We start from the raw sequence: 24,446 nt of genomic DNA, 5'->3' as shown, positions 1-24,446 counted from the left end.
CCTGGGGGCAAGCGGCAAAGCCGCTCAGGGGGGCTTGTTATTTGCCGAACTCTTGCGCCAGTTCCTTGGCGCGGTGTTCGGCGGCGCGCATGGCGGCGATGAACTGCTCGGGCACACCGGCCTGCTGCATATGGCTGATGGCCGCATGCGTCGTTCCGCCCTTGCTGGTCACGCGCTGGCGCAGCACGTCGACCGGCTCGCTGGAGCGCGCGGCGAGTTCCGAAGCGCCCTGGAAGGTCGCGACCGCAAGTTGGTACGACTGGTGCGCGCCCAGGCCCATGTCGACGCCGGCCTGGGTCATGGCTTCGAGGAACAGAAACACATAGGCCGGGCCCGAACCCGACAGTGCCGTGACGGCGTCGAGCTGCTCCTCCTGCTCGACCCACAGATGCTTGCCCGTGCTGGCCACCACCGTTTCGACCAACTCCTTGCCCGCGGCATCCACGGCCGGGCGCGCGAACAGGCCCGTGATGCCCTGGCCGATCAGCGCGGGCGTGTTGGGCATGGCGCGCACGATGCGCTCGCTGCCCAGCCACTGCGCGATGCTCGCCGTGGGAATGCCCGCGGCCACGCTCAGGTGCAGCGCGTCGGCGGTATGCGGCGCCGCTGCGGCGGCCGCGTCCTTGAAGGTCTGGGGCTTGACGGCCCAGACCACGAGCTGGGCGCGTGCCAGCGCGTCGCTGGCTTCGGCGCGCGCCGTGATGCCGAACTGGCTTTGCAGCGCCGCGCGCGCGGCTTCAAAGGGCTCGACCACTTCGATGCGGTCGGCGGTCACGCCCTGGCGCAGCAGGCCGCCGATGATGGCGCTGGCCATATTGCCGCCGCCGATGAAGGCAATGGTCGTGGACAGGGGAGAGGTGGTGCTCATGGTGTTTCGCTGAATGATGAAAGGGGTGGGCGTCCAACTTATTGTCGGGCTGCACTGCGACTTGGCATGCACCAGCGCGGGGGCACCGAGCAAGGGCCGCCCCGCAGCGATGGTGCCGTCCCCCTCCACCGAAGGTTGAGAGGGGGAAGCGCCGAAGGCGCTCAGGGGGTGTAGTCCAATGATGCCTGGGCCACGGCATGTTCCCAGCGGGCCATCAGTTCCTTGGCGCGCGACGGGGGCAGGGTGGGCATGAAGCGCCGTTCGGCGACCCACAGTTCGGTCAGTTCGTCGGTGCTTTGATAGACGCCCGACGACAGGCCGGCGAGATAGGCCGCGCCCAGCGCCGTGGTTTCGACCACGGCGGGCCGCACCACGGGAATGCCCAGCAGGTCGGCCTGGAACTGCATCAGCAGATTGTTGACGCAGGCGCCGCCATCGACGCGCAGCTCGCTCACGGGCGCGCCGCCGCTCTCCACCGCGTCGCGGCTCATGGCCAGCAGCAGGGCCGCGCTCTGGTAGGCAATCGATTCCAGCGCCGCGCGCGCGATATGCGCCAGCGAGCTGCCGCGCGTGAGGCCGGTGATCGTGCCGCGCGCATCGGGCTTCCAATAGGGCGCGCCCAGGCCGGTGAAGGCCGGCACCAGCATCACGCCGCCCGAGTCGGGCACGCTTTCGGCCAGCGACTGCACCTGGCCGCTGTGCTCTATGGCCTGCAGGCCGTCGCGCAGCCACTGCACCACGGCACCGCCGATGAACACGCTGCCTTCGAGCGCGAACGCGCGCGTGGCGCCGGTCTGCGCGGCGCTGGTGGTGAGCAGGCCGTTGTGCGAAGTCTGGAAGTTGGCGCCGGTATGCATCAGCATGAAGCAGCCCGTGCCGTAGGTGTTCTTGGCCATGCCGGCCTTGAAGCAGGCCTGGCCGAACAAGGCGCTTTGCTGGTCGCCGGCGACGCCGCCGATGGCGATGGCCGCGCCCAGCACGTCGGTCGCGGTCTGGCCGAAGTCGCTGGCCGAAGGCAGCACTTCGGGCATCAGCGACCTGGGAATGCGCAGCAGCGCGAGCAGCTCGTCGTCCCATTGGTTGCTGTGCACATTGAACAGCATGGTGCGCGAGGCATTGCTGACGTCGGTCACATGGCGCTTGCCCTGCGTGAGCTGCCAGATCAGCCAGCTGTCTATGGTGCCGAACGCGAGTTCGCCGCGTTCGGCCGCGGCGCGCGCGCCCGGCACTTCGTCGAGCAGCCACTGCAGCTTGGTCGCCGAGAAGTAGGCGTCTATGCGCAGACCGGTCTTCTGCTGGATGCTGTCGGCATGGCCGCCTTCGCGCAGCTGGGCGCACGCGGGTTCGGCGCGTCTGTCCTGCCAGACGATGGCATGGTGTATGGGCTGGCCGGTCTGGCGATTCCACACCACGGTGGTCTCGCGCTGGTTGGTGATGCCCAGCGCGCGCACCTGGCTGGCCGGGACGCCGGCCTGGGCCAGCGCGGCGCGCGCCGTGCTCAGCTGGGTGCGCCAGATTTCCAGTGGGTCATGCTCGACCCAGCCCGGGCGCGGATAGATCTGCGGCAGTTCGAGCTGGGCCTGGGCGACGATGCGGCCCTGGGCGTCGAAAAGAATGCTGCGGGAGCTGGAAGTGCCTTGGTCGAGGGCGAGCAGGTAGGTCATGTCGGGATCCGGGGAGTCAAACGGCCACGGTGCATTGCACGCCGGCTTCGGCGAGCAGCGGGACGATGTCGGGTGGCGGTGGGGCGTCGGTGAACAGGCGGTTGATCTGGGCCAGCGTGGCCAGCTGTACCATGGCCTGGCGCTCGAACTTGCTGTGGTCGGCGGCGAGCCAGACTTCGCGCGACTGGGCGATGATGGTCTGGGCGACCTTGACTTCGCGCAGATCGAAATCGCGCAGCGAGCCATCGGCCTCAATGGCCGAGATGCCGATCAGCGCGATGTCTACCTTGAACTGGCGGATGAAATCCACGGCCGCCTCGCCGACGATGCCGCGGTCGCGCGAGCGCACGACGCCACCGGCGACAATGACTTCGCAGTCGGTGTTGCTGCTCAGGATGGCGGCGACGTTGAGGTTGTTGGTGATCACGCGCAGGCCGCGGTGCTGCAGCAGCGCTTGGGCGATGGCTTCGGTGGTGGTGCCGATGTTGAGAATCAGCGAGCAGCCATTGGGCACGGCCTGGGCGACGGCACGCGCGATGCGCGCCTTGCCGTCGGCATGCAGGCCCTGGCGCTGCGGGTGGGCCAGGTTCTCGACCGTGGCGCTGGGCACGCGCACGCCGCCGTGGAAGCGCACCAGCAGACCGGCATCGGCGAGCTTTTGCACATCGCGGCGCACGGTCTGCAGGGTCACGCCGAGGTCGACGGCCAGTTGCTCCACCGTGGCGGATTGCTGCTGGCGCACGGCGTCGAGCAACTGGAGTTGGCGGGGGTTGGAGTGGTTCACGCTGCTTCCTGGTGCGAATTTGGCTGTAGGTTAAAAACTAATTTCGAATCAAAACGCGCTCATGTGGACATGTTATTCACAAAAACGAAACAAAAAGAGCGAAAATTACGCCATTGATTGTGACGCACATTGTTCCCGCTGCTGTTTTGCCCTCGACGGGCGCGCGGCGCCCACGGTCTGCGCCGCCCGATTTTCACCCAACCTCGCTGGTAAGCCCGCTTATGACAACTTCTTCGCTTCCCCTGGACACGGACCGCGCCGCCTTGCTGGCGCGGCTGGCCGAGCCTTGTGTCTACGACCTGGCGGTCATCGGCGGTGGCGCCACGGGCCTGGGCGTGGCGCTGGACGCGGTGGCGCGGGGCTTCAAGGTGCTGTTGCTCGAGTCGCATGATTTTGCCAAAGGTACGTCGTCGCGCGCCACCAAACTGGTGCATGGCGGCGTGCGCTATCTGGCGCAGGGAAATATCGCGCTGGTGCGCGAAGCCCTGCACGAGCGCACGACGCTGCTGCGCAACGCGCCCCATCTGGCGCAGCGCCTGGCCTTCGTCATGCCGTCGTACCGCCTGCTCGACACGCCGTTCTACGGCGCGGGCCTCAAGATGTATGACGCGCTCGCCGGCAAGGCCGGCCTGGGCGCGACCGAGTTCCTGAGCCGCGACAAGACCGTTTCGCTGCTGCCCACGGCGCGCACCCAGGGCCTCAAGGGCGGCGTCAAGTATTGGGACGGCCAGTTCGATGATGCGCGCCTGGCGCTCGCTTTGGCGCGTACCGCCGCGGCCAAGGGCGCGCTGCTGGTCAATTACTGCCCCGCCAAGGAACTGCTGCACGAAGACGGCAAGGTCACGGGCGTGGTCTGCGAAGACGCGGAAACCGGCAAGGTCTATCGCGTGCGCGCCAAGTGTGTGGTGAATGCCACGGGCCCCTGGGTCGATCTGTTCCGCCAGCTCGACGGCAAGGCGCTGGGTCGCGAAGTCAAGCCCATGGTCGCGCCCAGCCAGGGCGTGCATGTGGTCGTGGACCGCGAATTCCTGCCCACCGACCACGCGCTGCTGATTCCCAAGACCGCCGACGGCCGCGTGCTGTTCGCCGTGCCATGGCTGGGCAAGGTGATCCTGGGCACGACCGACACGCCGCGCAACGACCTGGCGCGCGAGCCGCTGCCATTCCCCGAGGAAGTCGACTTCATTCTGTCGGAAGCCGGCAAGTACCTGGTGCGCCAGCCCACGCGCAACGATGTGCGCAGCGTCTGGGTGGGCCTGCGCCCGCTGGTCAAGCCCCAGGACGACGATGGCGAGAACACCAAGAAGATCAGCCGCGAGCACACGGTGATGAGCAGCCGCTCGGGCCTGGTGACCGTGACCGGCGGCAAGTGGACCACCTACCGCGCGATGGCCGAAGATGTGCTGAGCGAATGCTTTGCCACGGGCCAGTTGCCCGAGCGCGCGGGCGGCGTCACGGTGAATCTGCCTTTGGTCGGCGCTCCGGCGGCCGGGGAAGTGCTCAAGGGCATGAACGCGCCCCAGGGCCTGCACTCGTACGGCACCGAGGCTGCGGCCGTCGCCGCGCTGCCCGGCGCCGATGTCTGGCTGGTCGAAGGCCTGAGCGAAGCCATGGTGCGCTTCGCGGTGCGCCATGAATATGCGCGCAGCGTCGAGGACGTGCTCGCACGCCGCAGCCGCCTGCTGTTCCTCGACGCCCAGCGCGCGGCATCGATCGCACCGCGCGTCGCGGCCCTGATCGAGGAAGAGCTGGGCCGCGATGCGGGATTGACCGCATTCCAGTCGCTGGCGCACCAGTATTTGCCACGTCCGCAGTGATGTCAAAAATGTGAGCGCCTCAAGTTCGATGGATTTGAGATGCTCACTTTATGCAATCGGTCAGCAAGGCTGGACAAGCCTTGCAAGCTACTGATTTCATAGCGTTTTCGCAGTCTGCAGAGGTCGCCGCCGGCCTCTGTTGCATTTGCGCCGCACATGTCGGTGCCGACCCGCAACTTTGGGCCGGCAAAATGGGCTAAGCGGTTGACGTGCAAAGGAAATCCTGCGAGAATCGAATGCTTCACGTTTAATGCGTGAGGTTTCTGCCCAGCGGGAAGCGTCGCAAAATGGTTTGCGGCGTGGACGACGGGCCCAAGACTGACTGGCTGGTCGCAGCCCTTGAGAAGTACTCTGGGGCTGTCCAAGCTGGTGCAAGTTGGGAATATTGAAATGATCCAAACAGAATCTCGGTTAGAGGTTGCCGACAACACCGGCGCTAAGTCCGTCCTGTGCATCAAGGTGCTGGGTGGTTCGAAGCGTCGCTATGCAAGTGTTGGCGACATCATCAAGGTGAGCGTTAAAGAAGCTGCTCCACGTGGCCGCGTCAAAAAAGGCGAGGTTTACAGTGCAGTGGTCGTGCGCACGGCGAAGGGTATTCGCCGCGCTGACGGTTCGCTCGTTAAATTTGACGGCAATGCAGCAGTTCTGCTCAACGCCAAGCTTGAGCCCATCGGCACTCGCATCTTCGGACCCGTGACGCGTGAATTGCGTACCGAAAAGTTCATGAAGATCGTGTCCCTGGCACCTGAAGTTCTCTAAAGGAAAGTGCAATGAACAAGATTCGCAAGGGCGACCAAGTCATCGTGCTGACTGGCCGTGACAAGGGCAAGCAAGGCGTCGTGGCGCTGCGCAAGGACGATTCTTACGTGTTGATCGATGGCATCAACCTCGTGAAGAAGCACGTCAAGCCAAACCCCATGAAGGGCACCACTGGCGGTATCGTGGAAAAGGCTATGCCTATTCACCAATCCAACGTGGCTATTTTCAATGCAGCTACTGGCAAGGCCGACCGCGTGGGCATCAAGCTCGGCGCAGACGGCAAGCGCGTTCGCGTGTTCAAGTCCAGCGGCGCTGAAATCAAGGCGGCCTAAGGGGTAAAACATGGCACGACTGCAAAAACTCTATCGCGAAAAAATCGCGGCTGAACTCAAAGAAAAGTTCGGCTACACCTCCACTATGGAAGTGCCCCGTCTGACCAAGATCACCCTGAACATGGGTGTGAGCGAAGCCGTGGCCGACAAGAAGGTGATGGACAACGCTGTGGCTGACCTGACCAAGATTGCTGGTCAAAAGCCCGTGGTGACCAAGGCCAAGAAGGCTATCGCTGGTTTCAAGATCCGTGAAGGCCAAGCAATTGGCTGCATGGTGACCCTGCGTGGCGTTCAGATGTACGAATTCCTGGACCGTTTCGTCACCGTGGCTCTGCCCCGCGTGCGTGACTTCCGTGGTATTTCGGGCCGTTCGTTCGATGGTCGCGGCAACTACAACGTTGGCGTCAAAGAACAGATCATCTTCCCTGAAATTGAGTACGACAAGGTCGACGCACTGCGCGGTCTCAATATCAGCATCACCACTACTGCGAAGAACGACGAAGAGTGCAAGGCACTGCTCGCCGCTTTCCGCTTCCCGTTCAAGAACTGAGGTAGCGCATGGCAAAAGTAGCATTGATCCAGCGCGAACTGAAGCGCGAAAAACTGGCAGCCAAGTACGCTGCCAAGTACACCGAGCTGAAGGCCATCGCCGGCGACGCAAAGCGTAGCGACGAAGAGCGTGATGCAGCCCGCCTGGGCCTGCAAAAGCTCCCGCGCAACGCAAACCCTACACGTCAACGTAACCGCTGCGCAATCACCGGTCGCCCACGTGGCACGTTCCGCCAATTTGGTCTGGCACGCGCAAAGATCCGTGAACTGGCTTTCGCAGGCGACATCCCCGGTGTCACCAAGGCCAGCTGGTAAGCAAGCAGGAGAGATTAAACATGAGCATGAGTGATCCCATCGCTGACTTGCTGACCCGCATCCGCAATGCACAAATGGTCGCAAAGACCACCGTGACGGCACCTTCTTCCAAAGTGAAGATTGCTATCGCACAGGTGCTGAAAGATGAAGGCTATATCGACGGTTTCCAAGTGAAAACCGAAGACGGCAAGGCTGAACTCGAAATCACCCTGAAGTACTACGCGGGTCGCCCCGTGATCGAGCGCATCGAGCGCGTGAGCCGTCCCGGCCTGCGCGTGTACAAGGGCCGTGATGCAATTCCACAAGTCATGAATGGCTTGGGCGTGGCAATCGTTACCACCCCCCAAGGCGTGATGACCGATCGTAAAGCACGTGCTACCGGTGTCGGTGGCGAAGTGCTTTGCTATGTGGCCTAACGTGACATTGAAGGAGAAATACTGAAATGTCTCGCGTAGCAAAAATGCCTGTGACCATCCCCGCTGGCGTGGATGTGTCCATCAATGATGCACAAATCAGTGTCAAGGGCACTGGCGGCACTCTGTCGCTGGCCCAAAACGCACTGGTCACTGTGACCAATGCCGACGGCAAGCTCTCTTTCGAGCCCGCCAACGACTCCCGTGAAGCCAACGCCATGAGTGGTACCCAGCGTCAGCTGGTGAACAACATGGTCAACGGCGTGACCAAGGGTTTCGAGAAGAAGCTGACGCTGGTAGGCGTGGGCTTCAAGGCCGCTGCCTCGGGTTCCAAGCTGAACCTGGCCATCGGTTTCTCGCACCCCGTGAACTTCGACATGCCCGCCGGCATTACGGTGGCTACCCCGATCCCGACCGAAATCGTGATCAAGGGTGCTAACCGTCAGGTCGTGGGCCAAGTGGCCGCTGAGATCCGTGCTGTTCGTCCACCCGAGCCCTACAAGGGCAAGGGTATCCGCTATGCGGACGAAAAGATCACGATCAAAGAGACCAAGAAGAAATAAGGAGCTGCAATATGTTGACCAAGAAAGAGCAGCGTCTCCGTCGTGCACGTCAGACCCGCATCCGCATTGCACAGCAAGGCGTGGCGCGTTTGAGCGTGAACCGCACGAACCTCCACATCTACGCCAGCGTGATTTCTGGCGACGGCACCACGGTGCTGGCCAGCGCTTCCACTGCCGAAGCCGAAGTGCGCACGTCGCTCGGCGGTTCGGGCAAGGGTGGCAACGCGGCCGCAGCGTCCCTGATCGGCAAGCGTATTGCTGAAAAGGCAAAGGCTGCTGGTGTCGAGAAGGTTGCATTCGATCGCGCAGGTTTCGCTTACCACGGCCGCGTCAAGGCTTTGGCCGACGCAGCCCGTGAAGCTGGCCTGCAGTTCTAAGCGGAGCGGATAAAAATGGCTAAATTTTCCCCCAAAGTGCAAGACGAAGGTCGTGACGACGGTCTGCGCGAAAAAATGATCGCGGTCAACCGCGTCACCAAGGTTGTGAAGGGCGGTCGTATCCTCGGCTTCGCTGCACTGACCGTGGTTGGCGACGGTGACGGCCGTGTTGGCATGGGCAAGGGCAAGTCGAAAGAAGTGCCTGCTTCCGTGCAAAAGGCGATGGAAGAAGCTCGCCGCAACATGATCAAGGTGTCCCTGAAGAACGGCACGATCCATCACATGGTTAACGGTCACCACGGTGCCGCTTCCGTCATGATGGCTCCCGCTCCCAAGGGTACCGGCATCATTGCTGGCGGCCCGATGCGCGCTGTGTTTGAAGTGTTGGGTATCACGGACATCGTGGCCAAGAGCCATGGTTCGTCCAACCCTTACAACATGGTTCGCGCCACGTTAGACGCCCTGACTCGTTCCACTACCCCCTCGGAAGTGGCATCGAAGCGCGGCAAGTCGGTCGAAGACATCTTCGCCTGATTGGAGTCCACATGACGACGCAACAAACTGTCAAGATTCAACTGGTGCGCAGCCCTATCGGCACCAAGGAATCGCATCGCGCCACCGTTCGCGGCCTGGGTCTGCGCAAGCTCAATAGCATCAGCGAGCTGCAAGACTCCCCAGCCGTGCGTGGCATGATCAACAAGATCAGCTACCTGGTCAAGGTCCTCTGAAAGGATTGATGATGGAACTCAATAGCATCAAGCCTGCAGACGGCTCCAAGCACGCCAAGCGCCGCGTTGGTCGCGGTATCGGTTCCGGCCTGGGCAAGACTGCCGGCCGTGGCCACAAGGGTCAAAAATCGCGTTCGGGCGGCTACCACAAGGTAGGCTTCGAAGGCGGTCAAATGCCTCTGCAACGCCGCTTGCCCAAGCGCGGTTTCAAGTCGCATCTGCTGAAGTTCAATGCAGAAGTGACTCTGACTGCTCTCGAGCAACTCGGTCTGGCCGAAGTCGATCTGGCTGCCCTCAAGCAGGCTGGCCTGGTCGGCGAAATCGCCAAAGTCGTTAAGGTCATCAAGAGCGGCGCAATCACCAAGGCTGTCAAGCTGAACGGTATTGCTGCTACAGCGGGTGCCAAGGCAGCTATTGAAGCTGCCGGTGGCAACGTGGCCTGATTAAGTTCTGAAAGAAGACATCCGTGGCTACTAGCGCAGCTCAAATTGCAAAAACCGGAAAATTCGGCGATTTGCGTCGTCGGCTGGTTTTTCTGTTGCTTGCGCTGGTCGTATACCGAATCGGGGCACATATCCCCGTGCCGGGCATCGACCCAGCGCAGCTGCAGCAGCTGTTCAATGGCCAGCAGGGCGGCATTCTCAATCTGTTCAATATGTTCTCGGGTGGAGCGCTCTCGCGTTTCACGGTGTTCGCACTGGGGATCATGCCGTACATCTCGGCATCGATCATCATGCAACTGATGACTTATGTCGTCCCGACGTTCGAACAGCTGAAAAAAGAAGGTGAATCGGGTCGTCGCAAGATTACCCAGTACACCCGCTACGGCACTTTGGCCTTGGCAATTTTTCAGTCCCTTGGGATTGCAGTGGCTCTGGAAAGCTCGGCAGGGCTGGTGCTCAGCCCAGGTATGGGCTTCCGCCTCACGGCGGTGGTCAGCCTGACAGCTGGCACCATGTTCCTGATGTGGCTCGGTGAACAGATCACTGAACGTGGTCTGGGCAACGGTATCTCGATCCTTATCTTTGCTGGTATTGCCGCAGGCTTGCCCAGCTCGATTGGTGGATTGCTGGAACTGGTGCGCACCGGTGCGATGAGCATTCTGGCTGCGATCTTCATTGTTCTCGTGGTGGCTGGCGTGACGTATTTCGTCGTGTTCGTCGAGCGGGGGCAGCGCAAGATCCTGGTGAACTACGCACGCCGTCAAGTAGGTAACAAGGTTTATGGTGGTCAGTCCTCGCACTTGCCACTGAAGCTGAACATGGCCGGGGTCATCCCTCCCATCTTCGCTTCCTCGATCATCTTGTTGCCTGCCACGGTGGTGAACTGGTTTAGCGCGGGAGAGTCGATGCGTTGGTTGCGTGACATTGCTGGTGCCCTGACCCCTGGTCAGCCGGTCTACGTGATGTTTTATGCAGCTGCCATCATCTTCTTCTGCTTCTTCTATACGGCCCTGGTCTTCAACAGCCGGGAAACAGCCGACAATCTGAAGAAGAGCGGTGCGTTCATTCCGGGCATTCGTCCAGGTGAGCACACAGCACGCTACATCGACAAGATCCTGGTTCGCCTGACCTTGGCTGGCGCGGTTTACATCACGTTTGTCTGTCTGCTGCCCGAGTTCATGATCCTGAAGTACAACGTTCCGTTCTACTTCGGTGGTACATCACTGCTGATTATTGTGGTGGTGACCATGGACTTCATGGCACAGGTGCAGAACTACATGATGTCGCAGCAGTACGAGTCGCTCCTCAAAAAAGCGAACTTCAAGGCTACGCCGGGCACTTGAGAAAAGGTTATGGAGGCTTTGGGCGATGCCCGGAGCCTCCAGCTCAGAGTTAGTAGATTTGTCCCACGTAGGGACGCCACGAGTTCCGTGCAGATTGGCCGGAACGGATGCAAAGTTTTAGGAGAATGAAATGAGAGTTTCGGCTTCGGTCAAGAAAATCTGCCGCAACTGCAAGATCATCCGCCGCAAGGGTGTGGTGCGTGTGATCTGCACAGACCAGCGCCATAAGCAGCGCCAGGGTTGATTGAAAGTATAGAGGACGCATATGGCACGTATAGCTGGCATTAATATTCCGCCGCATCAGCATGCTGAAATCGGCCTGACCGCTATTTATGGTATCGGTCGTACCCGCGCTCGCAAGATTTGCGAAGCATGCGAAATCGCATATTCCAAGAAGATCAAAGATCTGACGGATGGCGATCTCGAAAAAATCCGTGATGCGATTGCACAGTTCACCATCGAAGGTGACCTGCGTCGCGAAACAACGATGAACATCAAGCGTTTGATGGACATCGGTTGCTATCGCGGTTTCCGTCATCGCCGTGGCCTGCCCATGCGCGGCCAGCGCACTCGCACAAATGCGCGTACTCGCAAGGGTCCGCGTAAGGGTGCAGCGGCTTTGAAGAAATAAAGAGATTGAAAGATCACTATGGCTAAATCTCCCGCAAACAACGCATCACAGCGCGTGCGCAAGAAGGTTCGCAAGAACATTTCTGACGGCATCGCTCACGTGCACGCGTCGTTCAACAACACGATCATCACCATCACTGACCGCCAGGGCAATGCATTGTCTTGGGCTTCGTCGGGTGGCCAAGGCTTCAAGGGCTCGCGCAAGTCGACGCCTTTCGCAGCTCAAGTGGCTTCCGAAGTTGCTGGTCGTGCAGCGATTGAACAAGGCATCAAGAACGTCGACGTCGAAATCAAGGGCCCCGGTCCTGGTCGCGAATCGTCGGTGCGCGCTCTGGGCGCCCTGGGCATCCGCATCACTTCCATCTCGGACGTGACGCCAGTGCCGCACAACGGCTGCCGCCCTCAAAAGCGTCGTCGTATCTAATTTTTTATAAGCCCACCGCCACCTGCATGGCTTGGCCAAGCAGGTGGCTCCCGCAATTGTTTTGCGGCAGATGACACAAGGAAGATCACGTGGCACGTTATATCGGCCCTAAGGCCAAACTTTCCCGCCGTGAAGGCACCGACCTGTTCCTGAAGAGCGCACGTCGCTCGATCGCGGACAAGTCGAAGTTTGACACCAAGCCCGGCCAGCATGGCCGCACTTCTGGCCAGCGCACTTCGGACTACGGTCTGCAACTGCGTGAAAAGCAGAAGGTCAAGCGCATGTACGGCATTCTGGAAAAGCAATTCCGCCGCTACTTCGAAGCTGCTGATGGCAAAAAGGGCAACACGGGTGCAAACCTGCTGACGCTGCTGGAAAGCCGTCTGGACAACGTCGTGTACCGCATGGGCTTCGGCTCCACGCGTGCAGAAGCCCGCCAACTGGTGTCGCACAAGGCGATCACCGTGAACGGTAACTCGGTCAACATCGCTTCCTACCTGGTCAAGGTTGGTGACGTCGTTGCCGTGCGCGAAAAGTCCAAGAAGCAGGCTCGCATCGTCGAAGCCCTGCAACTGGCTCAACAAGTGGGCTTCCCCGCTTGGGTCGAAGTCAGCCTGGACAAGGCAGAAGGAACCTTCAAGAAGGCTCCTGACCGTGACGAATTCGGCGCAGACATCAACGAATCCCTGATCGTTGAATTGTATTCGCGTTGATTTTTCCGGCTAATTTTCGCTAAAACCGTCCCTGAACCGCGAGGCATCGCGGTTTAGGCGCTTCACCAGCCTTACCGGTGTAACGAGCCGGGGGTATTGAGAGGAAGTCTGCATGCAAACCAATTTGCTGAAACCCAAGGCAATCAATGTCGAACAACTTGGCCACAACCGTGCCAAGGTCGCACTTGAGCCGTTCGAGCGTGGTTACGGCCACACGCTGGGCAATGCCCTGCGCCGTGTGCTGCTCTCGTCCATGGTGGGTTACGCAGCGACGGAAGTCACGATTGCCGGCGTGCTCCATGAGTACTCCTCGATCGACGGCGTTCAGGAAGATGTGGTCAACATCCTGCTGAACCTCAAGGGCGTGGTGTTCAAGCTGCACAATCGCGACGAAGTCACTCTGAGCCTGCGCAAGGATGGCGAAGGCGTTGTCACTGCACGCGATATCCAGACCCCGCACGATGTCGAAATCGTGAACCCTGATCATGTCATCGCCAACCTGTCGCAAGGCGGCAAGCTGGACATGCAGATCAAGGTCGAAAAGGGCCGTGGCTATGTGCCGGGCAATGTGCGTCGCTATGGCGATGAGTCCACCAAGTCGATCGGCCGCATTGTGCTCGACGCATCGTTCTCCCCTGTGAAGCGCGTCAGCTACACGGTGGAAAGTGCACGTGTCGAACAGCGTACCGACCTCGACAAGCTGGTGGTCGAAATCGAAACCAACGGTGCCATCACCGCGGAAGACGCAGTGCGCGCTTCGGCAAAGATCCTGGTCGAGCAACTGGCTGTGTTCGCACAGCTCGAAGGCGGCGATCTGGAAGGCATCACGGGCAGCGCAGCTCCGCGTAACAACGCCAGCTTCGATCCTATCCTGCTGCGTCCTGTGGACGAGCTGGAACTGACGGTGCGTTCGGCCAACTGTTTGAAGGCCGAAAACATCTACTACATCGGCGACCTGATTCAGCGTACCGAAAACGAGCTGCTCAAGACCCCCAACCTGGGTCGCAAGTCGCTCAACGAGATCAAGGAAGTCCTGGCTTCCCGCGGTCTGACGCTGGGCATGAAGCTCGAAAACTGGCCGCCAGCCGGCCTGGACAAGCGTTAAAAAGAGGGGCCAAGGCGGCCCAGCAAATCGATAGATTTGCGCTTGAGACTAGGCGTGTTGCCGCAGACAGTGCAAATTGCACGGCAAGGCAACGCAACGACCTCTCAAGGGACGAATTGGACACTCTGAGCTATAATCTGCATCCCGCCTTTTGGTGGGCAGTGCCTCGGGCAGTACCTTATCCGGCTGCCCGATTTAATTAAATATCAAGGAAAAAGCACCATGCGCCACGGTCACGGCCTCCGCAAACTCAACCGCACTTCTTCGCACCGCCTGGCGATGCTGCAGAACATGATGAATTCGCTCATCGAGCACGAAGCCATCAAGACCACCGTCCCCAAGGCCAAGGAACTGCGCCGCGTGATCGAGCCCATGATCACCCTGGCCAAGGTTGACACCGTCGCCAACCGCCGTCTGGCGTTTGACCGCCTGCGCGACCGCAACAGCGTCACCAAGCTGTTCAACGTTCTGGGTCCCCTGTTCAACGCCCGTCCCGGTGGCTACACGCGTATCCTGAAGATGGGCTTCCGCGTGGGCGATAACGCCCCCATGGCCTACGTTGAGCTGGTTGAACGCAGCCCAGAAGTGCAAACTTCTGACGCAGCAGCCTAAATCTGCTGTACAATAACTAAATACCGCGCGATGGAGCAGTCTGGTAGCTCGTTGGGCTCATAACCCAAAGGTCGGAGGTTCAAATCCTTCTCGCGCAACCAAACATTCAACGCCCACTTTTCAGTGGGCGTTTTTGTTTTTGCGCCCCGCTTTCCTGCCGGGCTGCAACCGGTGTTCACCTTCTCTGCGCGCACTTATATTGCGGCCCTCTGATTGATGACTTCTTCGTTCCCCAGCACCCTTGGCATTGATTTCGGCACTTCCAACTCGGCGATGGCGCTGCGCGTCGGACCCAATCCGGCCCGCCTCATTCCGCTTGAAGGCGAAATGCTGGCCATGCCCACGGCCCTGTTTTTCCACGCCGAAGAACTGAGCACCCATTACGGCCGCGACGCGATGGGCCAATACCTCGAAGGCGAGGAAGGGCGGCTGATGCGCTCGCTCAAGAGCCTGCTGGGCAGCGCGCTGCTGCAGGACAAGACCGTGGTGCACGGCAACCTGGTCAGCTACCAGGACATCATCGCGCTGTTTCTGCGCCACCTCGCGACCCGCGCCCAGAAGGAATTGGGCCAGATGCCCGAGCGCGTGGTGCTGGGCCGGCCCGTGTATTTTGTCGATGACGACCCGGAGCGCGACGCGCTGGCCGAAAGCGCGCTGCGCGAAGCCGCGCACCGCGCGGGCTTTGCCCAAGTGCAGTTCCAGCTCGAGCCGATTGCCGCGGCGCTCGATTACGAGCAGCGCCTGGACCGCGAGTCGGTGGTGCTGGTGGTCGACATCGGCGGCGGTACGTCCGACTTCACGGTCGTGCGCCTGGGGCCGGACCGCATCGCGCATCCCGACCGCAGCGTCGACGTGCTGGCGACCACCGGCGTGCACATCGGTGGAACCGACTTCGACCAGCGGCTCAATCTGGAGTTGCTGCAGCCGCTGCTGGGCCTGCGCCACCATGGCAAGAGCGGGCGCGAAGTCCCCAGCCGGGTGTTCTTCGATCTGTCGACCTGGCATCTGATCCAGTGGCTGTATACGGCCAAGGCGGTGCGCGAAGCGCAAAACCTGCGCACCGATTACCAGGACGAGCGCCTGCATGCGCGGCTGATGACGGTGCTCGAAGAGCGCCTGGGTCACCGCCTGGCGAACACCATGGAGCAGGGCAAGATTGCGGTGTCGCAGACCGGCAGCGCGCAGACGCTGGACCTGGGCTGGCTGGAAAACCAGCTTCAGGCCGAGGCCACGCCCGAGGCGCTGGATCTGCATCTGCAGCCCGCGCTGGCGCGCGTCGTGGCCTGTGCCGAGGAATGCCTGCGCCGCGCCGGCGTCACGGCGCAGGCGCTCGATGCGATCTATCTCACGGGTGGCTCGTCGGCGCTGCGGCCGCTGCGCAGCGCACTGCGCGCGGCCTTCCCCGATACGCCGCAGGTCGAAGGCGACCTGTTCGGCGGCGTGGCTTCGGGACTGGCTTATACGCAGGCTTGAAAATTCAGCAGAGTGTGGGCGCTGCTGACCATTGACAGTATCGACCCTGAGCAGCCGGCCAGCGTAAAGCCACGAACCCGTCATCTGGCATGACCGGGACTCGTGACATGGCCCATGTGTTTTGCAAGATCTACCGTGTTTGTAACCAAGCATATGACCGAGATCTGCATCAGGGACTCTGCATCCATCGAGCGGCAAGGGTGCGCTGCGCGGTACAAGACGCAGCGATAGCCATAGCCATCGCGAGGATTCGAAATGACGCAGACCGCCTGAGCCCGCAGATGCACGCGATGATGGGTGCGGAGGTTCCCTAGGGAGCCTGTGCAACCAGCCAAGCGCTGGCACCAAAAATTGCCGCTATCAATTTTTCAGCTTAGAAGTCATCCATCTGTGGATTTTGCCCACTCAACTCCACCATTGCTGAGTCTGCTTGCAAATTCTCATCATCTTGTGGTATCTGATCACGTACTGGCTGCGCATTTAGAAGGACCGTTTCTTCTGAATCGGCGCTCGGTTCACTTTCTTCATTACCCTTCGTGTCGCCTGCAGCATTTTTCTGTGGATTAGCCCATTTTTCCAGGTCAGCAGCTTGCTTTAAAATAGCTGTTTTCCAAGTTTCAAATTGCCCGTCTTCGAAAGTATTGAGTTGTAACATGGCGTTGTAGCCGGATTTATTTTCTAAGTTGTTCTCGATGTCTTTGTCTTCTTCTAGAGGAGTTGTTTTGTCGAGTTTCATTTTTTTGAGAATAACTTTTTTTAGGTCTTCATTATTGGTTCTTTCCATCATGAAGTCTAAAGGTCGTGTTTGATCAATTTTTTCAGCAGTGGTTGTATTTTTGCATTTCAATCGTACAGAGTGAAGATGAATTAACCTGCTAAGATAACCGTAGTCAGTCGCCGTTATTCTCAACTCTTTGATAGCTGATTCGGGAAATCCACAAGGGTTTTTGTGACTCATGACCAGTAAGTAATCATATGAACGCCACGCTCCTGTTGGGGCGTCAGTCGACAGTGTTTGATCATCAAAAAAAATTTTTATATAAATTCTTTCAAATAGATTGAAGTTGAATTTTCTGTGTCTGTAACTGAGTTCAAATGCATCCAAAGATGTGAAATCACCAAAATAGTCTTTTGCATTCGGATTTTCAAAATGCGCTGGGTGTTTGGCAAATTTAATGTAGCTGTCTAAAAATAAACAGTGAAGATAACTAAATTTATCCGATTTGTCATCCTTATGATTCTCATTATTTGGATCCTGATAATATGCAGCCATGAGCTTGCCTAATTCCAAAAGATGAACTAGCGTTTCAGGCAAGCTCGCGTCTTCCTTCAAAGGTTTGTAAAGATCATATTTTTTCAGTTCATTGTTATTTTCAATTGCTGCATTACTGATGTCGATAATATATTTGATCTTTTCTTGCTTGATTTGTGCTTCCTGTGCTTCTAATAAATCTTTTTTCTTCATTCCTTTTTTTGAAAATTTAGTTGGTTTTTTCGCAGAATGATTTTCTGTTTCAGGTTTATTTTTATTTTCAGCATCATCGGCGATTTTTGTTGAAGTATTAAGCAGCTTGTTGTTTTCCTTGAATTCTTTTGACTTTAAGAATTCTAGGTTCAGCTTCAGATTTTTATTTTCCAAAAGTGTTTTTGGCTTATAAGGCTCGTTTTTTATTGCATATTTTCTATTGGATTGATCTTTGGAGTCATTGCCTTGTTGCAGCGAATCGTCACTTGTTTTACCCTTTACAAGTTTGGTTCGTTTAATATCCGTACTGTCTTGTGGTATAATCATCCCTGAAACCCTTCTGGATGAAAAAGAATCAGTATCTGCATTGCTATGCACTGTGATAGATATTCCGTTCTGTTGATTCAATTGGCTATTCTGCAAAATCTTTTCGTAGACATACGTTGAACTTATTCCATCGGAGTGGGAATTTTCGACTGTCTCATGGCGATTTTCGTGCCGCTTTTGATTTTCACTCAGTCGCTGATAGAAATCCAGCTCCGCCTGTTTTGGTTGCTGCTGGTTCTGTTGCTGAATCGGCTGATTCATCTGGGGCTGCAAATTATTCAGCAGGGGTGGAAGCTGTTGATGCGCTTGTTGCGCTTGATGCGGTATCAGATTTTTCTGAGTCAGTTGCTGCACAAGCCCCTGCAGCGACTGTGAAGTACCATGCGAAAAATGCGATACAGCGTTATTCGATGTCAGCCCCAAAGACTGAGTATTCATTGGCGAAGGGACTGTAGTCGGCTGCTGATGAGTCGGCTGATTCATCTGGTGCTGCTGATAAATCGGCTGATAAATCGGCTGATAAATCGGCTTATTCATCTGGGGCTGCTGATAAATCGGCTGATAAATCGGCTGATTCATCTGGTGCTGCTGATAAATCGGCTGATAAATCGGCTGATAAATCGGCTGATTCATTTGGTGCTGCTGATAAATCGGCTGATTCATCTGGTGCTGCTGATAAATCGGCTGATTCATCTGGTGCTGCTGATAAATCGGCTGATTCATCTGGGGCTGCTGAGGAATCGGCTGATTCATCTGGGGCTGGAAATTATTGAGCGGGGATGGAAGCTGTTGATTCGCTTGTTGCGGTATCAGATTATGCTGAGTCAGTTGCTGCACAGGCCCCTGCGGCGACTGTGAAGTAACATGCAAAGGCATGAAATGTGGAGTGGGCTGCTGTCCAGCGTTATTCAACGTCTGCCCAAAAGACTGAGCATTGTTTTGCGGATGGAATGTAGCCGGCTGCTGCTGGGTAAGCGCAGGCGTTAGCGTAACTGGAGGTTTTAGCGAGCGGCACAAGTCCAATGGGTTGATTGGTTTGCTATCGAAGTCAGACATGATGAATAAGAATTTAATCAAACAATTAGTTTAAATAAATTGAAATCTTATTTCAATAGGTTTTTGCTAAGATGCAAAAAATTACAATTTTCTCATTGACTTTTGGGTTTTGTTTTATTTGAAATGTGTTTTGTATTGCTCCCAGTGCCCAAGCGTTTCGCGCAGCAGCACGCTGGCGCCAGGGCTTGCAGAGATCGCCCCATGATTCACCGCCCCGCCCTGTCGCTTATCTTTAGAGATAGGAACAGGACTGTGCATATGACTAGAGCGGTTTCGCGCTGACTTGAGATACCCCTCTGATTGCGCTCTGAACCGCCCTTCGACGGGGTCGCTCAGACGGGGTCGCCCAGACAGGCTCAGGGCGAGCGGTAGTTGCGTGCTTGACGTGACACGCTGCTTCAGGTTCGCACGAAATTGCGCTAGGGAGTCAGTAGAGGCAGTGGTGACGGATCAGCGCCGCAGGTGTTGGTCCGTCGCTGAGAAGGCGGCGCTGGTGCGCCGCACCTACGAGCCAGGCATGAGCGTGTCGTTGGTTGCTCGCCAGGAAGGCGTCTCCGCTGGCTTGCTGTTCCAGTGGCGCAAGCTCGAGCGCCAAGGTGGTTTGACCGCTGTCTCCGCTGGTGAAGCAGTCGTATCGGCATCAGAGCTGGCCGCGGCCCGGGCGGAAATCGCCAAGCTTCAGCGCGTGCTTGGCAAGAAGACCCTGGAGAACGAAATCCTCAAGGAAGCCGTGGAGTACGCCGCAGAAATATTGGCACTTCGCCGCAGCCGGCGCAGGGCTGCGGTCAACCGGAGTACCCAGTCCAGCGCGATCGCACTGCGCTGGCTATTCGTCTTTGCAAGCGCTTTCGCGCTTGATTTGCAGCGCTGCCTCATAGAGCGCATTGCGCGCTGCACCGGTGATGTCCGCAGCCAGGCGCACTGCCGCCTTGGTCGGGAGTTCGGCAAGCAGCAGGCGCAGCACGCGCAGGCCTTCAGCGCTGTCTTCCTGCACGGCGACGGGATGCAGCACGACCACGAATTCACCGCGTGAGCGCTGGGGCGAGCCGTCCAGCCAGGCCGGCAGCTGGTCTGCGGGCTGGGTCACGATTTCCTCGAACTGCTTGGTGATCTCGCGCGCCAGCGTGACCGGGCGCGGGCCAAGCACGGCCAGGGCCTGGGCGAGTTCGCCTATGCGGTGCGGGGCTTCGAGCAGCACGCAGCAGCGCGCTTCCTGGCCCAGCTGTTGGACCTGGGTGGCGCGTTCGGCCTGCTTGCTGGCCAAAAAGCCCGCAAACAGAAAACCGCTGCTGGCCTGCGACGGTGCCACGGCACCCGCGACGCTCAGCGCGGCGGTGATGCTGCTGGCTCCGGGCAGGGGGATGGTGCGCAGGCCCGCGGCCTGCACCGCCGCGGCCAGGCGGGCGCCGGGGTCGCTGACGCCAGGCGTGCCGGCGTCGCTCACATAGGCCAGGCGCTGACCTTGCTGCAGGCGTGCAATTACCTGCTGCGCGGCCTCGGCTTCGTTATGCTGGTGCAGGGCCAGCAGCTGGCTGCCGGGGCGCTCCAGACCGTAGGAGCGCAGCAGGCCCTGGGTGTGGCGCGTGTCTTCGCAGGCGACGCTGTCGACGATCTGCAGCACATGCAGCGCGCGCAGGCTGATGTCGGCGAGGTTGCCGATGGGGGTGGCGACCACATACAGGGCGCCTTGCGGGTAATGTTGCGCCGAGGCTGCGTCGTGGGCAGCGCTCAGTGCAGAGGCGAAAGAGGCACTCAATGGGTTTCCTTAAAAATCCGGGCGCAGCGGGCGCTGCGCCGTCCACCACCCGGCAACTGGGCCAGGCCGGTGAAGACCAGGCGCTGCACTGTCTGCAGGCCGCAGGCCTGCGTCTGGTGGAGCGCAATTATCGGACGCCCGGGCGTGGCGGTGGCGAGATTGACCTCATCATGCGCGATGCCGAGGGCACGCTGGTGTTTGTCGAAGTGCGCCGCCGCCGCCGCGCGGGCTATGGCGGCGCGGGCGCCAGCATCGGCGCCGCCAAGCAGGCGCATATTGTGTGCGCGGCCCGGCATTATCTGCAACGCTGGCCTGCGCCGCCGCCTTGCCGCTTCGACGTGGTGCTGCTCGACGCCGCGGGCCTGCAATGGCTGCGCGCGGCCTTCGACAGCGACGGTCAGGTCGGGTAACCGTGCAATGGCAAAAGGTTTGTAGCCTCGCAGGTATCATCGGGCCTCCATGCTAGAGCAACGTATCCAACAGCATTTCATCGACAGCGCAGATCTGAAGTATCAGGCCGCGCAGGCGTTGAGTCTTCCCATCGCTTCCGCAGTGCAGGCCATGCTGGCCTGCGTCACCAGTGGCGGCAAAGTCCTGGCCTGCGGCAGCGGCCCTTCCGTCACCGACGCGCAGATGTTCGCATCGCTGTGCGTGACGGGGTTCGAACGCGACCGTCCCGAACTGGCCGCACTCGCCTTGAGCGCGCAAGGCGGGCTGCTGGGCAGCCTGCCGCTGTCGGGCGGCGGGGGCAATGCCCAGCACTATCTGGCGCGCCAGGTGCGTGCGCTGGGCCAGGCGGGCGATCTGCTGCTGGTGTTGTCTGTGACCGGCAATGATCCCTGCGCGCTCGAAGCCGTTGAAGCCGCGCACGAGCGCGACATGATGGCGGTGGTGCTCAGCGGCCGTACCGGCGGCACTTTGGCAGCGCGCATGCGCGAGACCGATGTGCTGATCTGCGTGCCGCATGACCGCGCGGCGCGCGTGCGTGAAGTGCATGCCCTGGTGCTGCACTGCCTGTGCGATGGCGTGGATGCCCAGTTGTTAGGTGAACAGGAGATGCCTTTATGAAGTTCAAGATCCGTCGTGCCGTTTGTTCCTCGCTGGCCGTTGTGTTGCTCGGTGGCGCTATGTCCGCCTGCGTTCCGCTGGTCGTGGGTGGCGGCATGGTCGCGGGCACGCTGGTGGCAGTGGACCGGCGCACGGCCGGCACCCAGGTCGAAGACGAGAGCATCGAGGTCAAGGCCGCGAGCCGCATTCGCGAGACGCTGGGCGACAAGGCACGCATCAACGTGACCAGCTACAACCGCCAGGTGCTGCTGACCGGCGAAGTGGGCAATGAGACCGACAAACAGACGCTGGGCCGCCTGGTCGAGTCCGTCGACAACGTGCGTGCCGTGGTCAACGAGGCCGTGGTCGCGCCGTTCACCGCGACGCTGAGCCAGCGTTCGGGCGACACCTTCATCACCGGCAAGGTGCGTGCGAGCCTGATGGACGCCAAGGATATTCAGGCGTCGGCCATCAAGGTGACGACCGAGAACAAGGTGGTCTATCTGATGGGCATCGTCACGCCGCGCGAAGCCAAGCGCGCGGCCGAAATTGCGCGCGGCGTCAATGACGTGGTCAAGGTGGTGCGCGTGTTCGAAGTGGTGTCGGAAGACGACCTGGCGCGCTACCAGCCCAAGCAGGCGCCGGTCACGACCGACAGTTCGCCCACGGTCGCGCCCTGATTCCCATCGCTCCAGAAAACAGCCGGCCATGCCGGCTGTTTTTGTTTCAGCCGGCGCCGGCCACGGACTTGGGCGTGCGCCCATAGTGGCGCTCGAACGCGGCGCTGAAGCTCGACAGGTGGCGATAGCCGACCCGGTCGGCCACCGTGGACACGCGCAGGCCGCACTCCAGCAGCTCCCAGGCCTTCTTCATGCGGATGTCGGTGAGCATGCGATGGGGGCTGGTGCCGAACAGTTCGCGAAAGCCCTGCTTGAGCTTGAATTCGTTGGTCCCCACCGTCGTGCACAGGTAGGCGATGGTCAGCGCCTGGCCGTATTGCTGCAGCAGAATATCGCGCGCCTGGAGCATGCGCTGCTGGTCTTGCGGGCGCAGCCGCCCCGGGGTGAGCGCCGGCGGCGGCAGCAGCGCCCGCGTCTGCGCCGCCAGCAGGCTCAGCGCGGCGATCTGCAGGTCGAGCATGCTGCCGTCGCGGCCATGCAGATGCACCAGCGTCTGCGCCAGTTGTCGGGTCGCGGCGTCGTGCCGGCCGAAGAACAGGTGCCGGGCGCGCTGGTCGTCGGCGACGCCATCGAGCAGGTGTTCGAGCCGGTAGCGCCGCAGCAGCGATTCATCGGCGATCAGGCGCAGCTGGCGCGTGCTGCGATTGGCGGGAAAGCGGCGCACGGCGCGCGCGCTGGCAAAGGCCGCCACGGTGCTGTGGCCGGCGATGAACTCGAAGCATTGGCCGTCGCTGCCGACGGTGCTCGATGCGCCCTCGAGCGCCACGGTGATGGTCAGCGCGCGGCAGTCGCGGTCTATGGCGCTGGTTTCGAGCAGGTCGTGGCGCGGGCGGTAGTCGGCATAGGCCAGCGCCAGACCGTCGTCGAGCCGGCAAAGGTCGTTGGTGCAAGGGCCCAGCGCATCGGGCAGCTGCGCGCGCCACCAGTTGCCCAGTCCCCGGCGCGCCGGGGCTGCGATGTCGGCGGCGTCGATGCGGTAAGTCATGGGTACTCCTTCGGGTGCATGGCGCGCTCCGGAGTGCCAAACAAAGAATCCGTATCGCCTAAGAAATGAATGATAGCCATTCGCGTCTGAATCTACAGTGAATCCAGGGCGAATAGGCGCCTGTCTTCCTGGAGTCATTGCATGAAATACGAAACCGAGGCGCTGTGTTGCGCCGGCCTGAAAGAACCTGCATGGAGGGGGCTGCAATGAACTTCCACGCCGCACATGAACTGCAGCCGTTCTGGGCCCTGGCTGCGGCACCGATGCAGAGCCGGGCATTGGAGCAGGCCTTGACGCTGGGCCTGTTCGAGCGGCTGCAGCAGCCGACCAGCGCCGCGGCCGTGGCCGCGCAACTGCAGCTGGATCCGACGGCGACCAGCGTCTGGCTGGATCTGCTGTGGAGCATGGAGCTGTTGTCGCGCCAGAGCGCGTTCGACGCTCCCGCCACGCCGCGCTACGCCGCTTCGCCGCTGGCTCTGCGGTATTTTGTCGCAGGCTCCGCGCAGAACTGCGCGCAGGCGTGGCTGTACCGCGCGCAGTTTCTCGAGCGCTTTGCGGGCCAGTGGGAGACGCTGCTGCGCCAGGGCTTCGACCCGCAGGGCGCGGCCGCGCCCCAGGGCAGCTGGGCGCAGGCGGCGCGCGTGCAGATCGGGCAGGAGCAGCGCGTGGTCACGGAGAGACGCTGGCGCTGCCCCCGACCGGGCGCCTGCTCGACCTGGGCGGCGGGCCCGGCCATGTGGGCATTGCGCTGGCGCAGCGCTTGCCGGGCTGGCAAGGCGTGCTCTGCGACCAGCCCGAGACCGCCGAGGTGGCGCAGGAGAACATTCTCGCGGCCGGGCTGCCAGGCCGGCTGCAGGCCTTGGGCTGCGACCTCAACACCGATTCGATCGGCGGCGGCTACGACCTGATCTGGTGCTCGGCGGTGCTGCATTTCATGCGCGACCCGCAGGCGCTGGTGCACAAGGCCTGCGCCGCGCTCAATCCGGGCGGCTTGCTGCTGCTGGCCCATGCCGAGCAGGTCGATGACCCGGCGGTGGCGGCCAGGGTGTTGCCGTTCTACGGCACGCTGGCGGTGCGCGGCAACCATCTGCCGCGCCCTGGCGGCATCGCCCGGATGATGGCCGAAGCCGGCTTTGTCGATATCCAGTCGCTGGGCCGCGTCGATTTCCCGATGGCCCCCGTCTGGGTGCATGCGGGGCGACGGGCCTGAGCGCGCCG

General features: G+C 60.3%; 29 protein-coding genes, 1 tRNA gene and 2 pseudogenes. 26 read left to right on the top strand and 6 right to left on the bottom strand.

Annotated elements, in window-relative coordinates:
- Positions 1-37: 37 nt before the first annotated feature.
- The 3 genes from proC to KHY18_RS11530 all read right to left on the bottom strand — a co-directional run bounded on the left by proC (position 38) and on the right by KHY18_RS11530 (position 3,316).
- Positions 38-868 carry a pyrroline-5-carboxylate reductase gene (proC, locus tag KHY18_RS11540; protein WP_213299599.1) on the bottom strand — a complete coding sequence of 277 codons (831 nt, stop codon included), beginning with the start codon at positions 866-868 and terminating at the stop codon, positions 38-40.
- A gap of 161 nt (positions 869-1,029) precedes the next feature.
- Positions 1,030-2,532: a glycerol kinase GlpK gene (gene glpK / locus KHY18_RS11535; RefSeq protein ID WP_213299596.1), complete on the bottom strand. Its 1,503-nt coding sequence runs from the start codon at positions 2,530-2,532 to the stop codon at positions 1,030-1,032.
- A 16-nt stretch (positions 2,533-2,548) separates the two neighbouring features.
- A complete protein-coding gene (locus KHY18_RS11530) occupies positions 2,549-3,316 on the bottom strand; it encodes a DeoR/GlpR family DNA-binding transcription regulator (RefSeq protein WP_213299593.1) in 768 nt (255 codons plus the stop codon).
- A 221-nt stretch (positions 3,317-3,537) separates the two neighbouring features.
- Between KHY18_RS11530 and KHY18_RS11525 the strand changes: the two genes are divergently transcribed.
- The 20 genes from KHY18_RS11525 to KHY18_RS11430 all read left to right on the top strand — a co-directional run bounded on the left by KHY18_RS11525 (position 3,538) and on the right by KHY18_RS11430 (position 15,912).
- Positions 3,538-5,133: a glycerol-3-phosphate dehydrogenase/oxidase gene (locus KHY18_RS11525; protein ID WP_213299590.1), complete on the top strand. Its 1,596-nt coding sequence runs from the start codon at positions 3,538-3,540 to the stop codon at positions 5,131-5,133.
- 390 nt (positions 5,134-5,523) lie between these two features.
- Complete coding sequence (gene rplN, locus KHY18_RS11520) at positions 5,524-5,892, top strand: 50S ribosomal protein L14 (RefSeq protein ID WP_119558617.1); 369 nt, start codon at positions 5,524-5,526, stop codon at positions 5,890-5,892.
- An 11-nt stretch (positions 5,893-5,903) separates the two neighbouring features.
- On the top strand, positions 5,904-6,224 hold the full coding sequence (gene rplX / locus KHY18_RS11515) for a 50S ribosomal protein L24 (RefSeq protein ID WP_213299587.1): 321 nt from the start codon (positions 5,904-5,906) through the stop codon (positions 6,222-6,224).
- A gap of 10 nt (positions 6,225-6,234) precedes the next feature.
- Complete coding sequence (gene rplE / locus KHY18_RS11510) at positions 6,235-6,774, top strand: 50S ribosomal protein L5 (RefSeq protein WP_159911542.1); 540 nt, start codon at positions 6,235-6,237, stop codon at positions 6,772-6,774.
- Positions 6,775-6,782: 8 nt separating this feature from the next.
- Complete coding sequence (gene rpsN / locus KHY18_RS11505; protein ID WP_119558614.1) at positions 6,783-7,088, top strand: 30S ribosomal protein S14; 306 nt, start codon at positions 6,783-6,785, stop codon at positions 7,086-7,088.
- Between the two features lie 20 nt (positions 7,089-7,108).
- A complete protein-coding gene (rpsH, locus tag KHY18_RS11500; RefSeq protein ID WP_159911544.1) occupies positions 7,109-7,504 on the top strand; it encodes a 30S ribosomal protein S8 in 396 nt (131 codons plus the stop codon).
- A gap of 26 nt (positions 7,505-7,530) precedes the next feature.
- The gene (rplF, locus tag KHY18_RS11495; RefSeq protein WP_213299583.1) at positions 7,531-8,064 is read left to right on the top strand and encodes a 50S ribosomal protein L6; all 534 of its coding nucleotides are present in this window, start codon (positions 7,531-7,533) and stop codon (positions 8,062-8,064) included.
- 11 nt (positions 8,065-8,075) lie between these two features.
- Positions 8,076-8,441 carry a 50S ribosomal protein L18 gene (gene rplR / locus KHY18_RS11490; protein WP_213299580.1) on the top strand — a complete coding sequence of 122 codons (366 nt, stop codon included), beginning with the start codon at positions 8,076-8,078 and terminating at the stop codon, positions 8,439-8,441.
- A gap of 15 nt (positions 8,442-8,456) precedes the next feature.
- Complete coding sequence (rpsE, locus tag KHY18_RS11485; protein ID WP_119558610.1) at positions 8,457-8,975, top strand: 30S ribosomal protein S5; 519 nt, start codon at positions 8,457-8,459, stop codon at positions 8,973-8,975.
- A gap of 11 nt (positions 8,976-8,986) precedes the next feature.
- On the top strand, positions 8,987-9,169 hold the full coding sequence (gene rpmD, locus KHY18_RS11480) for a 50S ribosomal protein L30 (protein ID WP_213299577.1): 183 nt from the start codon (positions 8,987-8,989) through the stop codon (positions 9,167-9,169).
- An 11-nt stretch (positions 9,170-9,180) separates the two neighbouring features.
- Complete coding sequence (gene rplO, locus KHY18_RS11475) at positions 9,181-9,612, top strand: 50S ribosomal protein L15 (RefSeq protein WP_159911547.1); 432 nt, start codon at positions 9,181-9,183, stop codon at positions 9,610-9,612.
- Positions 9,613-9,635: 23 nt separating this feature from the next.
- A complete protein-coding gene (gene secY / locus KHY18_RS11470) occupies positions 9,636-10,955 on the top strand; it encodes a preprotein translocase subunit SecY (RefSeq protein WP_213299574.1) in 1,320 nt (439 codons plus the stop codon).
- A 130-nt stretch (positions 10,956-11,085) separates the two neighbouring features.
- Entirely contained in the window at positions 11,086-11,199 is a 114-nt protein-coding gene (rpmJ, locus tag KHY18_RS11465) for a 50S ribosomal protein L36 (protein ID WP_003050535.1), read from the top strand.
- Positions 11,200-11,220: 21 nt separating this feature from the next.
- Positions 11,221-11,586, top strand: coding sequence for a 30S ribosomal protein S13 (gene rpsM / locus KHY18_RS11460; RefSeq protein ID WP_159911549.1), 366 nt, complete (start codon positions 11,221-11,223; stop codon positions 11,584-11,586).
- An 18-nt stretch (positions 11,587-11,604) separates the two neighbouring features.
- The gene (rpsK, locus tag KHY18_RS11455) at positions 11,605-12,009 is read left to right on the top strand and encodes a 30S ribosomal protein S11 (protein WP_159911550.1); all 405 of its coding nucleotides are present in this window, start codon (positions 11,605-11,607) and stop codon (positions 12,007-12,009) included.
- A gap of 89 nt (positions 12,010-12,098) precedes the next feature.
- A complete protein-coding gene (gene rpsD, locus KHY18_RS11450) occupies positions 12,099-12,722 on the top strand; it encodes a 30S ribosomal protein S4 (RefSeq protein WP_213299572.1) in 624 nt (207 codons plus the stop codon).
- A 112-nt stretch (positions 12,723-12,834) separates the two neighbouring features.
- Complete coding sequence (locus KHY18_RS11445) at positions 12,835-13,827, top strand: DNA-directed RNA polymerase subunit alpha (protein WP_159911552.1); 993 nt, start codon at positions 12,835-12,837, stop codon at positions 13,825-13,827.
- 222 nt (positions 13,828-14,049) lie between these two features.
- On the top strand, positions 14,050-14,439 hold the full coding sequence (gene rplQ, locus KHY18_RS11440; protein WP_213299570.1) for a 50S ribosomal protein L17: 390 nt from the start codon (positions 14,050-14,052) through the stop codon (positions 14,437-14,439).
- Positions 14,440-14,463: 24 nt separating this feature from the next.
- Positions 14,464-14,540, top strand: a tRNA-Met gene (locus KHY18_RS11435).
- A 115-nt stretch (positions 14,541-14,655) separates the two neighbouring features.
- The gene (locus tag KHY18_RS11430) at positions 14,656-15,912 is read left to right on the top strand and encodes an Hsp70 family protein (RefSeq protein WP_213299567.1); all 1,257 of its coding nucleotides are present in this window, start codon (positions 14,656-14,658) and stop codon (positions 15,910-15,912) included.
- A gap of 373 nt (positions 15,913-16,285) precedes the next feature.
- Here KHY18_RS11430 and KHY18_RS11425 read toward each other — a convergent pair whose 3' ends face one another.
- The gene (locus KHY18_RS11425; protein ID WP_213299564.1) at positions 16,286-18,760 is read right to left on the bottom strand and encodes a hypothetical protein; all 2,475 of its coding nucleotides are present in this window, start codon (positions 18,758-18,760) and stop codon (positions 16,286-16,288) included.
- Positions 18,761-19,199: 439 nt separating this feature from the next.
- Here KHY18_RS11425 and KHY18_RS11420 point away from each other — a divergent pair.
- A pseudogene (locus tag KHY18_RS11420) lies at positions 19,200-19,508 on the top strand (transposase); the annotation flags it as partial.
- Positions 19,509-19,586: 78 nt separating this feature from the next.
- Here the strand turns inward: KHY18_RS11420 and rsmI are convergent.
- The gene (rsmI, locus tag KHY18_RS11415; RefSeq protein WP_213299562.1) at positions 19,587-20,516 is read right to left on the bottom strand and encodes a 16S rRNA (cytidine(1402)-2'-O)-methyltransferase; all 930 of its coding nucleotides are present in this window, start codon (positions 20,514-20,516) and stop codon (positions 19,587-19,589) included.
- On the opposite strand from rsmI, the gene KHY18_RS11410 reads away from it, so the two are divergent.
- The 3 genes from KHY18_RS11410 to KHY18_RS11400 are packed head-to-tail and all read left to right on the top strand — an operon-like array spanning position 20,516 to position 22,243.
- Positions 20,516-20,926 (top strand): YraN family protein, encoded by a 411-nt coding sequence (locus KHY18_RS11410; RefSeq protein ID WP_213299559.1) that lies wholly within the window; start codon positions 20,516-20,518, stop codon positions 20,924-20,926. The two genes, rsmI and KHY18_RS11410, sit on opposite strands and share 1 nt — an antisense overlap.
- A gap of 49 nt (positions 20,927-20,975) precedes the next feature.
- Positions 20,976-21,584 carry an SIS domain-containing protein gene (locus tag KHY18_RS11405; RefSeq protein WP_213299556.1) on the top strand — a complete coding sequence of 203 codons (609 nt, stop codon included), beginning with the start codon at positions 20,976-20,978 and terminating at the stop codon, positions 21,582-21,584.
- Complete coding sequence (locus KHY18_RS11400; protein WP_213299553.1) at positions 21,581-22,243, top strand: BON domain-containing protein; 663 nt, start codon at positions 21,581-21,583, stop codon at positions 22,241-22,243. The genes KHY18_RS11405 and KHY18_RS11400 overlap by 4 nt, the downstream gene beginning before the upstream one ends.
- 46 nt (positions 22,244-22,289) lie before the next feature.
- Here the strand turns inward: KHY18_RS11400 and KHY18_RS11395 are convergent, their stop codons facing one another.
- Complete coding sequence (locus KHY18_RS11395) at positions 22,290-23,228, bottom strand: helix-turn-helix domain-containing protein (RefSeq protein ID WP_213299549.1); 939 nt, start codon at positions 23,226-23,228, stop codon at positions 22,290-22,292.
- A gap of 191 nt (positions 23,229-23,419) precedes the next feature.
- Here KHY18_RS11395 and KHY18_RS27080 point away from each other — a divergent pair.
- Positions 23,420-23,653 (top strand): annotated as a pseudogene (locus tag KHY18_RS27080) (methyltransferase family protein); the annotation flags it as partial.
- Positions 23,626-24,438 carry a class I SAM-dependent methyltransferase gene (locus KHY18_RS27355; protein ID WP_349630282.1) on the top strand — a complete coding sequence of 271 codons (813 nt, stop codon included), beginning with the start codon at positions 23,626-23,628 and terminating at the stop codon, positions 24,436-24,438. The pseudogene KHY18_RS27080 and the gene KHY18_RS27355, both read left to right, overlap by 28 nt.
- The last annotated feature ends 8 nt before the right edge of the window (positions 24,439-24,446 follow it).

Origin of the sequence: Acidovorax sp. CCYZU-2555 (genome assembly GCF_018413525.1) — a bacterium.
In the GTDB taxonomy this organism is placed as follows: Bacteria; Pseudomonadota; Gammaproteobacteria; order Burkholderiales; family Burkholderiaceae_C; genus Comamonas.
This window is presented reverse-complemented; position numbering and strand designations above follow the sequence as displayed.